The 13177-nt window shown below is 67.2% G+C and carries 8 protein-coding genes; 5 read left to right on the forward strand and 3 right to left on the reverse strand.

Features of this window, described 5'->3' with window-relative positions:
• Window positions 1-32: 32 nt before the first annotated feature.
• Window positions 33-2822, reverse strand: a complete 2790-nt coding sequence (locus SFC76_RS05740; protein WP_322848503.1) for a TonB-dependent receptor — start codon at window positions 2820-2822, stop codon at window positions 33-35.
• 189 nt (window positions 2823-3011) lie between these two features.
• Here SFC76_RS05740 and SFC76_RS05745 point away from each other — a divergent pair, with 189 nt between their 5' ends.
• The 5 genes from SFC76_RS05745 (at window position 3012) to SFC76_RS05765 (ending at window position 8982) form a co-directional block, all read left to right on the forward strand.
• Window positions 3012-3689 carry a FadR/GntR family transcriptional regulator gene (locus tag SFC76_RS05745; protein WP_322848504.1) on the forward strand — a complete coding sequence of 226 codons (678 nt, stop codon included), beginning with the start codon at window positions 3012-3014 and terminating at the stop codon, window positions 3687-3689.
• A 68-nt stretch (window positions 3690-3757) separates the two neighbouring features.
• Window positions 3758-5377, forward strand: coding sequence for a DUF5597 domain-containing protein (locus SFC76_RS05750; protein ID WP_322848505.1), 1620 nt, complete (start codon window positions 3758-3760; stop codon window positions 5375-5377).
• Complete coding sequence (locus SFC76_RS05755; RefSeq protein WP_322848506.1) at window positions 5374-6390, forward strand: glycoside hydrolase family 43 protein; 1017 nt, start codon at window positions 5374-5376, stop codon at window positions 6388-6390. The genes SFC76_RS05750 and SFC76_RS05755 overlap by 4 nt, the downstream gene beginning before the upstream one ends.
• A gap of 4 nt (window positions 6391-6394) precedes the next feature.
• Window positions 6395-7762, forward strand: a complete 1368-nt coding sequence (locus tag SFC76_RS05760; protein ID WP_322848507.1) for a family 43 glycosylhydrolase — start codon at window positions 6395-6397, stop codon at window positions 7760-7762.
• A 503-nt stretch (window positions 7763-8265) separates the two neighbouring features.
• On the forward strand, window positions 8266-8982 hold the full coding sequence (locus SFC76_RS05765; protein ID WP_322848508.1) for an alpha/beta hydrolase: 717 nt from the start codon (window positions 8266-8268) through the stop codon (window positions 8980-8982).
• A 132-nt stretch (window positions 8983-9114) separates the two neighbouring features.
• Here SFC76_RS05765 and SFC76_RS05770 read toward each other — a convergent pair whose 3' ends face one another.
• Together SFC76_RS05770 and SFC76_RS05775 are read right to left on the reverse strand one after the other, a co-directional pair.
• On the reverse strand, window positions 9115-10590 hold the full coding sequence (locus tag SFC76_RS05770) for a glycoside hydrolase (RefSeq protein WP_322848509.1): 1476 nt from the start codon (window positions 10588-10590) through the stop codon (window positions 9115-9117).
• Window positions 10587-12998, reverse strand: coding sequence for a glycoside hydrolase family 127 protein (locus SFC76_RS05775; protein ID WP_322848510.1), 2412 nt, complete (start codon window positions 12996-12998; stop codon window positions 10587-10589). Before SFC76_RS05775 ends, SFC76_RS05770 begins: the two co-directional genes overlap by 4 nt.
• Between the last annotated feature and the right edge of the window lie 179 nt (window positions 12999-13177).

Consider the following 13177-nt stretch of genomic DNA (forward strand, 5'->3'; position numbering starts at 1 on the left):
ATCCGAAGACCGCGCCGGCAGTGGGGAACCGATTAATAGGTGGCGCGCAGCGACAGGCCAAAGCGGCGGTCGTTGAGCTGATATTGCAACGGCTGCGCTGCGGTGCCGATGTACGTGACGTTCATCCGGTTGGTGAGGTTCACCGCATCGGCCGACACCGCGACATGATCGGTGACGTTGACGCTGATCGACGCATCGAGCGACGCATAGGGCTTGGCATATTGCGGAATGCCGTTGGCGCCGGCGCCGGTCGTCTGGTCGAGGTAGCTCGACCGCCAATTGTAGGCGAGGCGGGCGGTCAACGGTCCCTTCTCATACAGGCCGATCAGGTTGTAATTGTGCTTCGACAGCTTCTCGAGCGGCACCTGCGTCGGGATGTTGGACCCGGCCGTGGCGAACGGGTTGCTGACGTTCGAATCGACATAGGTGTAGTTCGCCTGGATGCCGAAACCGCTGAGCAGACCCGGCAGGAAGTCGAAGAACTGCTGATAGCCGACCTCGGCGCCCTTCACCGTGCCATCGCCCGAATTCAGCACCGTGTTGACGTCGTAAGCGCGACCCTGGAAGTTCTGGACTACCACACCGCTGGCGAGGAAGCCGTCGACCTTCTTGTAGAAGAGGCCGGCGGTCAGCGATCCGGTCGGGGCGAAATACCATTCCGCGGTCAGGTCGTAATTGTCCGATTCGATCGGATTGAGACGCGGGTTGCCCGAGTTCGCGCTCGGCCGCCCGGTGATTGGGCTTACCTGATTGGGATTGTTGAGCGTCAGGTTCGTCGACAATTGGTCGAAGTTGGGCCGCGCCAAGCCCTTCGAATAAGCGAAGCGCATCTGGATTTCGTCAGTGAAGCGTGCACGCAGGTTGAAGCTGGGCAGCGCCCGCGTGTAGCTCTTGTCGATCGAGAGCGGAGAGATCGTCCCGTCCGCGTTGAAGAGCGTGCCCGACGAGACGACCTTGGTCTTCACCAAGCGGACGCCGGCACCGCCGTCGAAGCGGATGCCGCCGACATCGAAGGCGTAATCGGCGATGCCCCAGGCCGTATAGGTCTTCTCGTTCTGCAAATTGAGGTCGCCGGGCGTGAATGCGTCCTTGGTCTTGGCACCGAACAGACCATAAAGCGCTTTGGTCTGCGCCCAGACGCCGTTGCCCTGCGGGAAGGCGGGGTAGAGCAGCCCGCCGGTGACGCTGTTGCCGTCGAAGAAGTTCTTCGAAGGCCCGGGCATCGCGAGCTGTGGATTCTGGCTGAGCGGGATGAACGGCGTCCCTGCCGGAGCCGAGCAGCTGCCGTCGGGGCCGGTCTGATACAGGCAGACGCCGTTCCAGGTGCCGCGCAGATCGATCGAATTGTCCGAATAGCGTGCGCCGCCGCGCAGTTTCTTCAGGAAGCCGCCCTCAAGGTCGTATTCAAGGTCATAGGACAGAGCGAGCTGGTCGGCGTCGTTGCGCTGTAATGAATCCGCGATGAAGGTCGTCGCATATTTGCTGGGATCGGTCAGCAGCGCCTTGTTGCGCACGTCCCAGCGCGGCCGGCTGCCACGAAGATCGAAGTCGACGATCTCCTGGTTCGGCGCGTTGGCCTCGGTCTGGCCGGCAGCGGTGAACAGCGACAGCACGTTGCCGTTGCGATCGGCGCTATAATAGCTCTTGAGATATTGCGCATCGAAATGGATCTTCGCGCGATCGGTCGGGCTCCAGTCGGCACCGAAGGTGAAGTTCTGGCTCTGGCTCCACAGTTCCTGGTCGAACCGGCCGGTCTCGAACAGCTGGTTCTGCAGCGCGCCCGAGGTGGCATAACCTTCGTCGTTGAAGGTGAAGGTAGCGCCGGGCAACGGCCGCGACTGCGATCCGCCATTGACCGAATAATAATAGGCGCCGCGACGGTTGAACCAATATTTGGTATATTGATACTGACCGGTGAGGAGCAGATTGTCGGTCGCCTGCCACTGGAGGGCGCTCGCGATGCCGAGCCGGCGGCGGTCGCCGAGATCGTCATACACTTGGAAGCCGAGCGGTACCTTGGCATTCGCCGGTGCGCCCGTGATCGAACCCGCGGGAATCGGCTGCTGCTGGTTGGCGAGGATGCCGTCCTGGCGATATTGGCTCTTCGAATAGACCGCGTTCACCAGGAAGCCGATCTCGCCGATGCCGGTGTCGAAGCGGTTGCTGTAAAGACCGGAAACCGAATAGCCCGGCTTGTCGACGCGGTCGTAGTAATTGCCGCGCGCGGTGAGACTGACGACCTGCTTGTCCGAATCGAACGGCCGACGGGTGCGCAGATTGACCGCGCCGCCGACGCCGCCTTCGATGATGTTGGCAGGCGCGTTCTTGTAGACGTCGACGCCCGACAGCAGTTCCGGCGGAATGGCTTCGAGGTCGAAGGCACGACCACCGGAAGCCGAATAGACCGCACGGCCGTCGAGGAAGTTCTGCACCTGGGTGAGGCCGCGCACGGTGATCGCGGGCGAGGTACGGTGATCGAAGTCGGTCGCGCCTTCGCCGTAGCGGCGCTGGATCTGCACGCCGGTGACGCGCTGGAGCGCCTCGGTCGTGTTCACGTCGGGCAGCTTGCCGATGTCCTGCGCGCTGATCGAATCGACGATCTGATCGGAATTGCGCTTGATTGCCTGCGCCGAGCGCAAGCTGGCGCGCACGCCGGTGACGATGATGTCCTGATCGCTCGCGGGATCACTCGCCGCCTGATCGCTGGTCTGTGAAACAGTGCCGGTTGCTTGTGCGGCCGGTATCGCCGTCTGTGCCTGCGCTGCGCCGGCCAGTGCGACGAACGATGCGCCCGCGAAAAGACGCACGTATGTGCCCTTCATGGTCCCTCTCCCCAATGATACCGACATGAGTGCCGTGTAATGTCCTACATATAACCCAAGCTCTTATGCCGGACAAATGAAATTTGCAGGCCGGTCGGTTGCGGCCTATCGATGGTGCGGCGATTCTTCGCATACCCTTGGTAAGGCTCGAAAAAATTGGCGAAACGCGAACGGGTCAGGCCAGCGCACGTGACGATCGCACGGACGCTCGGCGTCGCGATCGTCACCGGCGACTATACGCCGGGCGAGACGATTCCCGGCGAATTCGACCTCGCCGATCGCTTCGGGGTGGCGCGCAACGTCATCCGCGAGGCGCTGCGGATGCTGACCGCCAAGGGGCTGATCGAAAGCCGCCGCAAGACCGGCACGCGGGTGCGCGAGCGCGTCGACTGGAACCTGCTCGATACCGAGATGCTCGGCTGGATGTTCGAGGGCGAACCGCCGGTCGGCTTCGTCAAAAGCCTGTTCGAACTGCGGCTGATCGTCGAACCCGCCGCCGCAGCGCTTGCTGCGACACACCGTACCGCGCGGCAATTGTCGCGGCTCGGCCACGCGCTGGAGCTGATGACGCACCATGGCCTGGAGAGCGTCGCCGGGCAGGCGGCGGACGAGCAATTCCACGCCGTGCTGCTCGAAGCGACCGCGAACGAGCTGCTCGGCAGCCTGTCGAGCAGCATCTCCTCGGCGGTGCGCTGGACGACGTTCTTCAAATATCGCGTCGTCGCCGATTACATCGATTCGATCCCGCAGCATCAGGCCCTGTTCGATACGATCGCCCGCGCCGACCCGGCGGCGGCGCATGCGGCGGCGACCGCGCTGATCGAACAGGCGCGGCGCGACACCGAACAGGCGATGCGGATCGCCTGATCCAAGTTGCAACTTGACCGTTTTCACGGCGCCAGTCATGTCCTACATATAGAATAGGGCAGGAGCGGATGATGGAGCGACGGTCGGTGACGCAGCGTGCCCGGACGTCCGGCATCGGTCGCGTCGCTGCCGCGCTGCTGCTCGCGGGCAGCGCGGTGGCGACGCCGCTGGCGGCGCAGGACAGCCGCTTCGTCGCTACCGCCGCGGGCAAGCCGACGCTGCGCGTCGATGGCCAGCCGTTCTTGTTGCTCGGCATCCAGCTCAACAATTCCAGTGGCTTCCCCGACGAGATGCGCCGCCTCGCGCCGGCGATCGCGCGCAGCCATGCCAATATCGTGATGGCGCCGGTCGGCTGGGAAACGGTCGAGCCCGTTGAGGGCCGGTTCAATTGGGCGGTAGTCGACGGGCTGATCGCCGAGGCGCGTCGGCAGCAGGTGCGGCTGGTGCTGTTGTGGTTCGGCACGTGGAAGAACGCGAACATGAGCTACACGCCCGCCTGGGTGAAGCGCGACACCGCGCGCTTCCCGCGGGTGGTCGGTGCCGACGGCAAGCCGGTCGAGGTGCTGTCGCCGATCGCCGCCGCCAGCCGCGACGCCGATGCGCGCGCCTTCGGGGCATTGACGGCACATCTGAAAGCCGTCGACGGGCGGCGCACCGTCGTCATGGTGCAGGTGGAGAATGAGGCGGGGACGCTCGGCGCCGATCGCGATCATTCCTCCGCCGCCGAGTCGCTGTTCCGCGCCGCGGTGCCCGCCGACATGCCGGGCGCCAGGCCCGGCGACTGGACCGCCAATTACGCCGAGCGCGCGCCCGAGGCGTTCATGGCCTATCACACCGCGCGCTATATCGGCGCGGTCGCGGCGGCGGGGAAGCGCGCCTACGACCTGCCGCTCTACGTCAACGTCTGGCCGCGCGAGCAGCCCGGTCTGCTGCGGCCGGGGGACAGTTCGCCTTCGGGCGGCGCGGTGTCGTGGCTGCTGCCGCAATGGCGCGCGCTGGCGCCGGCGATCGACGTCGTCGGCGTCGACAATTACGACACCAACGTCGCGCCTTATACCGAGATCGCGCGCGCTTATGACGTGCCGGGCAATCCGCTGTTCGTGCCCGAGACGGGCGGCAGCATGGCGCATGCCCGCCACGCCTTCTGGACGCTGGCGCAGCCCTATGCCGTCGGCATCGGCAAATTCGGCATCGGCGAGGGCTTCGGCCTCAAGGACGGGCAGCCGGCGGAGGAGCCGATCGCGCTCGACTATCGCCTATTGCGCGAGGCCGGCCCGTTCCTGCTGCCGCTGCGCGACGCGGGGCAGGTGCGCGTCGCGGTCGAGGAAGACGGTATGGCCAACGTGCCGCTCGTCTTCGGCGACGTGGATCTTGTCGCGCGCTTCGGCGAGGTGCGCGACGGCTATGGCGGGCCCCGCGGGCAGGGCAACAAGGACCTCTCCGGGCGGGTGATCGTCGCGCGCGCCGCGCCCGATCGTTTCCTGCTCACCGGGGCGAGCGCCAATGTGACGTTCGCGCCGAGGCTCGGCGCGGCCGGCAGTGTCCAGCTCGTCACCGTCGAGGAGGGACATTTCGACGGCGGTCGCTGGGTGCGCGAGCGGTTGCTCAACGGCGACGAGACCGCGTTCGGGCTGATCCTGCCGCCGGAGGGCAGATCGCTGATGGTTACCGTGCAGGAGAATCGATGATGTGGCGTGCTGTCCTGGCGCTGACGCTCGCGCTGCCCGTCGCCGCCGCGCCGGCGCCCGCCCCTGCACCGCTGACGATGCCGGCGATGCCGCTGCACGATCCGTGGATCGTCGCCGATACCGCGACGCGCACCTATTGGCTGTTCACCACCAATCAGGCGGAGATGACCGGCGACCGGCGCCTCGGCATCATGGCTTATACCAGCCACGACCTGCAGCATTGGACGCGCCCGACGATCGTCTTCACGCTGCCGGAGGGGACCTGGGCCAACGATGGCGCCTGGGCGCCCGAGGTGCATCGCTGGCGCGGCCGCTGGTATCTGTTCGCGACCTTCCACAACGAAAGCGCTGGGCTCGCCAAGCCGGGGACGCATCGCCGCGGCACCGTGCTCGCGGTGGCGGACCGGCTCGGCGGACCGTTCACGCTGCTGCGCGACGGCGACCCGATCGCGCCCAAGGAGTTGATGACGCTCGACGGCACGCTCCACGTCGATCGCGCCGGCAAGCCGTGGCTGGTCTACGCGCACGAATGGGTGCAGGCGCGCGACGGCACGATCGAGGCGCTGCCGCTCGACGCGACGCTCAAGGCGGCGGGCAAGCCGCGCTTGCTGTTCCGCGCCTCGGAGGCGCCCTGGGCATCGGGCCGGCCGCAGCAGGAGGGCGACAAGATCTACGTCACCGACGGGCCGGAGCTGTTCCGCACCCGTACCGGCCGGCTGCTGATGCTCTGGTCGAGCTATGACGATCGCGGTTCGTACGTGCAAGGCGTCGCCCGCTCGCGCAGCGGCGATCTCGCGGGCCCGTGGGAGCAATTGCCGCCGTTGGTCCGCGCCGACAGCGGCCACGGCATGATCTTCCGCCGCTTCGACGGCGGCCTGATGATGGTGCTGCACCGCCCGTTCCACAATGCGCGCGGCAAATTGTACGAGATGCGCGACACCGGCGACAGCGTCGCGGTGGTGCGCGAGGCGAGCGAACTCGATGGCGAGACGCACCCCACCCATGGAGGCTGACCCGATGACGATCCGATCCCTCGTCGCACGCGCGCTGCTGCCCGCCGCGGCCTTGCTGGTCATGGCGGCGGACGCGCCGGCGCGCTGGGACGCACCGGGGGCGGGCAATCCGCTGCTGCCCGGCTATTTCGCCGATCCGTCGATCGTCCACGATCGTGGCCGCTGGTACGTCTTCGCGACGATCGATCCGTGGGGCGGCGATACGCTGGGGCTGTGGACCTCGGACAATGGCCGCGACTGGACCTTTTCGCAGCCGAACTGGCCGACCAAACGCGCGGCGACCAGCCCGACCTCGGGCGATTCCAAGGTCTGGGCGCCGTCGGTAGTCAAGGCGGCGAACGGCCGCTGGTATATGTACGTCTCGGTCGGCAGCGAGATCTGGGTCGGCAGCGCGCCCGCGCCGGCCGGGCCTTGGGCCGACGCCAATGGCGGCAAGCCGCTGGTCGCCAAGGATTTCGCCCCCGCATATCATATGATCGATGCCGAGGCGTTCATCGACACCGACGGGCAGGCGTATCTCTATTGGGGATCGGGGCTCAACTGGACCAACGGCCATTGCTTCGTCGGCAAACTGAAGCCCGACATGGTGACCTTCGACGGTACGCCCCGCGACGTCACCCCCGCGAACTATTTCGAGGGGCCGTTCATGGTGAAGGCGGGCAGGCGCTATGCGCTGACCTATAGCGACGGCAACACCACCAAGGACACCTACAAGGTCCGCTATGCGATCGGCGACACGCCGTTCGGCCCGTTCAGGGAGGCGGCGGACAGCCCGATCCTGAGCACCGACGCCAGCCGCGACATCATCAGCCCCGGCCATCATGCGGTGTTCCGCAGCGGCGGGCAGGCGTATATCCTCTATCATCGTCAGGCCTTGCCGTGGCCGCGCGGCGGCGAGGAGGTGTTGCGCCAGGTCGCAGTCGATCCGCTGCGCATCGGCGCCGACGGCGCGCTGGCGCGGGTGGCGCCGTCGCATGGCGGCGCCGTGACCGGCTTCGCCCCGGCGCGGGCGCGGGGCCTGCGCTGGCAGGCGTCGGGGACGCGCGGCGACGCGGCTTATGGCCCGGCGCGCGCGGCGGACGACAATTACACGACCTTGTGGCGTGGCGGCGGCAAGGGGCCGGCGACGCTGGTCGCCGATCTCGGCGCGGTCCGCGCGGTGACGGGCAGTCGGCTGCGACCGGAATATGCGACGCAGGCCTATACGATCGGGATCGAGGCGTCCGACGACGGCCGGACGTGGCGCACGGTGGTGCCGACGGCGGCCCGCTCGGGCTCCCCGATCGCGCTCCCGCACGCGCTGCGCACGCGCTACCTGCGGCTGACGACGGGCAGCGGCAAGGACGGTTATTGGGAGTGGACGATCGAGTGAAAAGCGCTTGCGCGAGGGGAAAAGCATTAGGGGACGCATTTAGGAAGGACGGCCCCTCGTGGGGTATCGCCTAGATTGACGTGGTGACTTTCCCGGTACCCGTTCCAAAACTGGAAGGCACTGGTTGCACGGTAAGATCCAACCGTTACGGTTCGCTTCTGCAATCAGACCGACGCTCGAATGGATTGCGCTCTCGCAGCAGGAGGTGAGCTTTGTCGCGGTTCCAGTTTGTTGTGCCCATCCTCCTTGCAGCCGGAATCGCTAGCGTAGCGTGCGGTCAGATTGGCAAAGTTGATAGTTCGTCAGCGAACGAACCCTTGCCGAAGAATGAGCGGGCGGGCGTCTGGCGATCTACGCAGGGTGGAGTTCAAATACCGCTCTGGCCGGCAAGCATGCCGCTCGTGAAGCCAGATTCTGGCGACCGTCCCGAAGGGATCGGCAACGGGACAGGCCTTGTCGGGGGACGTAAATGGCATTGGTCGAGCTATGTTACTCGACCGACGATGACAGTTTATCGGCCCAAGGGTCGCAACGTCGGAAGCGCTATGCTTGTCCTGCCTGGCGGTGGGTTTGAAGTAGTCGCGCTTGATCTGGAGGGCACCGAAATCTGCGAGTGGGCGGTGCTGCAGGGCATGACTTGCGCCGTACTGAAATATCGCGTGCCGCAGGTATGGCCGAGGGAGAACGATAAGCAGAAGCGGCCCAAGGTGCTATTGGGATTGGAGGATGCACAACGCGCGATGGGGCTGCTCCGACAGCAAGCCTCATCCTATGAACTCGACCCCCATAAGATCGGTGTCATTGGCTTTTCGGCAGGTGCATACCTTGCAGCGAACATGAGCAACACCGAAGAGCGCACCTATCCAATTACAGACGCGGCTGATCGGCAATCTCCACGGCCCGACTTCGCGATCATCGCCTACACAGCCCGCATGTTGGACGACAGCAAGGGTAGGAACAGCCTCGAATTAAAGCCGTGGGTGACGATCAGCGGCAAGGCGCCACCAACACTGATCCTCCACGCCATGAACGACCCCACGGACCCGGTTCGGCAGCCGCTGGCCTATGCTCTGGCGCTCAACGATGCGGGTGTGCCAGTCGATATGCGCATCTATGCCAAGGGGGGGCATGCTTTTGGGATGCGTCCAACTGCCGATCCGATCTCCCGCGAGTGGCCCGGACAGGTCAAACAATGGTTGCACAACCTCGGCATGCTATGACGGTGCAGCGACGCTGACTTTCCCAATTCGCCCCTTTGCGGGAAGGGAGATATTGCTTTCGCTATGCTGACGCGCTGCCTCGGTTCGCGCCGCGATGGCGAGTCGCATTGACCGGACCCACCAAGCCGCCCTTCACCCCGCCGGACACGCCGCCGCCGCCCGCCCGCGCGTCAGCACCAGCGTCACCACCGACTGCGCCGGCGCGGCCACCCCTGCCACGCAGCGCGCATCGTGCGTCGCATCGGTCAGCACCGCCTGCGCGCGCCAGCCCTGTGGCACCGCCAGCCGTCGCGGCGTCACCCCGCCGTTGACGTGGACCAGCACCAGCGTCTTGCCATCCGGCGACAGCGCGCCCGCGGTGTCGAGATCGTCGACCGGCACCAGTCGATAGCCCGGCCGGATATAGCGGCTGAACTGCGCCATCGCCCAATATTTGCGGGTGACGTGGATCGCATGCGGCCCCGCCGCCGGTGCCGCCAGATCGGCCTTGATCAGCCCCCAGTTCGAGGTCGGCTTGCCGTTGCCGCCCGACAGGTTCTCCACCGCCTGCCAGAACACCCAGGCCGCCGGCTCGAGCTTCTTGAGGTCGGCGACGACGTGATCGGCGAAGGCGAGCGCCGAGGGCATGCCGTCGAAATTCTCGCGGTCGCCGTCGAGCGGCGTATCGTTCTCGCTCATCCACAGCCGGATGCCCGCCGCGCGCGCGGCGTCGCGCACCCCCGTCTGGTAGAGCGTGCCGTAGCTGTGGACGTTGAGCTGCCCGACGCGCGCCAGCGTCGCGGGCGGATAGGCCGCGATATCGGCGAGGAACAGCCGCGCATTGGTCTCGTCCGGTGCCGAGACGACCGTCGCCAGCCCGCGCTTCTTCAGCGCCGCATCGCTTGCGTCGATCATCGCCGCCTGCCGCGCCGGGCTCCAGTGCGCGCCCTCCTGCGTGTTGGCGGCATACCAATAATCGGTGTTGGGCTCGTTGACCGGCGACAGCGTGCGGAAGGCGATATGATGCCGCCGCTGCAATTCCTCCACGCTGCGCGCGAGATACTCGGCAAAGGCCCGTTCGGCGCCCGGCCGCAGATTGTCGTCCGTCCGCTTCTCCGCGCCGGAGACCTTGCCAGAGACGGTCATGAACCACGGCGGCGAGTTGGAGAAGGCCTCGAAGATCGCGCCCGGCGCGCGCGCGTGGATCGCGTCGAGCCACCAGCGCTGGTTGGCGTCCTGCGACCAGTCCCACATCCGCGGATCGTCGGCACGCCAGTCGTCGGCCTGCGTGCCGGGTGGCAGCCGCCAGAAGCCCGGCACCGCGGCGCCGGTGCGCAGATAGGGCTTGGCGTCCGCGGCATTGCCGCCGCCGATATTGTAGCGCGCGATCGTCCAGCCGAGCCCCTGCGGCGTGTAGAACAGATCGGCGAGCCGGCTGCGCTCCGCCTCCGGCCAGCCGCCGGTGACGTTGGCGAACCAGGCGAGCGCCGTTCCCCAGCCCTCGAATACCGTCGACGGCCGCTCCACCGCCGGGCGCAATACAACGGTCACCGGCTGCGTCACCGACGGCGCAGGTGCCGCGGCGGTGCCGAGCAGCAGCGCCGCCAGCAGCACGCCGGGCCGCGTCACGCCACCGAACCCGGCGCCGTGGTCGGAGCGGCGAGCATGCGGACCTCGTAGATGTCGACCTCGCCGCGTTTGCCGGTGAAGACCACCTTCGCCGCGGCCTTGCCCTGTTCGCCCGCGCTGTGCAGCGGATAATCGATCGCGACGAAGCCCTCCTGCGCCTTGGCCTCGCGCGCGTCGGTGGCGAGCGGCGTGCCGTCGACGCTGATCGCCAGCTCGCGATTGCCGACGTCGCCGCCCCAATAGACGACGCGCAGCACCGCGGGGCCGGGGCGGCGTTGCAGCGTCACCGCGATCGTCTCGCCGGCGCGCAGCTTGCGCGCCGAACGGCCGTGGAGCTGCACCGTCTCGGGCTTGCTCGCGGTGAAGGCGTGGTCGCGCTCGGGCTGCATCTCGCCCAGATAGGCGACGTCGGCGGTGCGGCGGGCGAGCGCCTGCCGCTCCTGCTGCGCCCGCAGATAATCGGGCTTGGCGGTCGCCCAGGATGCCGCGGTGAAGGTCGGGAAATAGACCGCGGTGCGCCGCTCATATTGCGCGTAGAAGGGGCTGAGCTGGAGCGGCTCGCCCAGCGCCGAGCGCGCGGTGAAGCGATGCGGCCCGGCCGCGGCGCTGAGCGCGGCGGTCACCGGCCCGTCGACGGTGAGCGCCGGGCCGAGCCCGTCGAACGCCTCCGCCGCCGCACCCATGTCGGCGGCGAGCACCAGCGGGCCGTGGGTGAAGGCGACCATATTGGGATCGTCCGGCGTCGGTTCGGCCTGCAGGCGCATCGGCAGCGTCACGCGGATGCGGTCGCCCGCCTGCCAGCGCCGGTCGAGCACCGCATAACCGTCGCGCATCGTCGCCGGCGCGGGCTTGCCGTTGAGTTCGACGCGCGCGTCCTGCGCCCAGCCGGGGATGCGCAGGGCGATCGGCCGCGCGCCACGGCCGGCACGGCGGACGGTCAGCGTCGCCTCGCCCTCGGTCGGCATGCGCGTGTCGAGGTCGAGCGCCAGTCCCTGCCAGTCGAGGCTGCTCGGGATGTAGAGATTGACGTAGAGCGTCCCCGCGCTACCCGCGTCGTGCCAGTATATCGAATCGGCATGCTTGGCGTGGCTTTCCATCCCCGAACCGACGCAGCACCAGAAGCTCTCCTCCGCGGTCGAATAGCTGCGCCGTGCGCCTGCCGACAGCGGCATGAAATAGACGAACTGGCCGGTATCGGGCCGCTGGTGCGCGAGGATATGGTTGAGCTGGACGCGCTCGTAATAGTCGAACCATTGCGCCTTGGGCTCCCAGGCATAGAGGTGCCGGGTGAGCTTCAGCATATTGTAGCTGTTGCACGCCTCGCACGTCGCCTCGGTGATCCGCTTCGACAATTGGTCGGGCTGGCCGAAATGCTCGCGCTCCGAATTGCCGCCGATGACATAGCTATGATGGTGGGTGACGCGGTCGTGGAAGAAGCGCGCCGCGCTGGCATGCGCGGGATCGCCGGTCAGTTCGTACAGGCGGGCGAGGCCGATCAGCTTGGGGATCTGCGTATTGGCGTGCAGCCCGGCGAGCTGGTCGCGACCCGCGGTGAGCGGGTCGAGCACCGCTTTGTGGCGGATCTTCTGCGCCATCCGCAGCCAGCGCGGATCGCCGGTCAGCGCATAGGTTTCGGCATAGGTCTCGTTGAGCCCGCCATGTTCGGCGCGCAGCACCTGCTGCATCTGCGCGTCGCTCAAGGGTTCGAACACGCCCGCCAGATAACCGGCGAGCGCCACCGCGATCCCCAGCGCGCGGGGGTTGCCCGCGAGGGTATGCGCGTCGAGCAGCCCGGCATGCACCTTGTGCCACGTATAGAGCGGCACCCAGCCGCCGTTGAGGTCGAATCCGCCGGTGCGGATGTCGCCGCGGCGCACCTCCTCGAACACGATCTTGCCGTCGATCGTCTTGCCGTCGCGCTCGACGGTGGTGCCGCCGCAATAGCCGTCGCCATGCGCCGCCTGGATGCGCGCCATCTCGGCGAGTGCATGGTCGAGCGTCGCGGCGACCTGGCGATCGCCGGTGTTGGCGACGACCAGCGCACAGGCCGACAGCCAATGGCCGAGCGAATGGCCGGCGATCCCCTGCGCCTCCCAGCCGGCATAGACCGGCTTGGGCGCGGGCAGTTTCGCCGACACGTAGAAATTGTGCAGCAGCCGTTCGGGATCGAGCGACAGCAGATAGCGGCGGTTGGCGGCGAAGGCGTCGGCGAAATGCGACGGCTTGAGCCGGACGTTGCGCATCGGCACCGGCTCGACCTTGGTCGCCGTGTCGACGGGCAGCGCCGCGGCGAACGCCGGCCCGGCGAGCACCAGCGCGCTGGCCCCGCCGAGCAATGTGCGGCGGGTGACCCCCGGGGATGCGCAGCGGTGGCGATGCTGCGTGTCTGCCTCTGTCGATCCCGTCATCGTCCCTCCAAAGGCATCGCTGCCGCGCCGGTATCCGGCCTATGATTTGTCAGACTAGAGACGGCGATTTTGCACGTCAACGCGGCTGTGGTCGCGGCGTCGGGCGAGGCGGCGTGCGGCGGCATACGCTCGCACCGTCGCGCCTTGCGCAGCCCGAATAAGCCGATATGTCTGACAAC

Source organism: Sphingomonas sp. CD22, assembly GCF_034556155.1.
GTDB lineage: Bacteria > Pseudomonadota > Alphaproteobacteria > Sphingomonadales > Sphingomonadaceae > Sphingomonas.

Bases quoted from the DNA above. Each gene is read 5' to 3' on its own strand.
- SFC76_RS05740 (WP_322848503.1), bottom strand. From the start codon at position 2,822: ATGAAGGGCACATACGTGCGTCTTTTCGCGGGCGCATCGTTCGTCGCA.
- SFC76_RS05750 (WP_322848505.1), top strand. From the start codon at position 3,758: ATGATGGAGCGACGGTCGGTGACGCAGCGTGCCCGGACGTCCGGCATC.
- SFC76_RS05755 (WP_322848506.1), top strand. From the start codon at position 5,374: ATGATGTGGCGTGCTGTCCTGGCGCTGACGCTCGCGCTGCCCGTCGCC.
- SFC76_RS05760 (WP_322848507.1), top strand. From the start codon at position 6,395: ATGACGATCCGATCCCTCGTCGCACGCGCGCTGCTGCCCGCCGCGGCC.
- SFC76_RS05765 (WP_322848508.1), top strand. From the start codon at position 8,266: ATGACAGTTTATCGGCCCAAGGGTCGCAACGTCGGAAGCGCTATGCTT.
- SFC76_RS05775 (WP_322848510.1), bottom strand. From the start codon at position 12,998: ATGACGGGATCGACAGAGGCAGACACGCAGCATCGCCACCGCTGCGCA.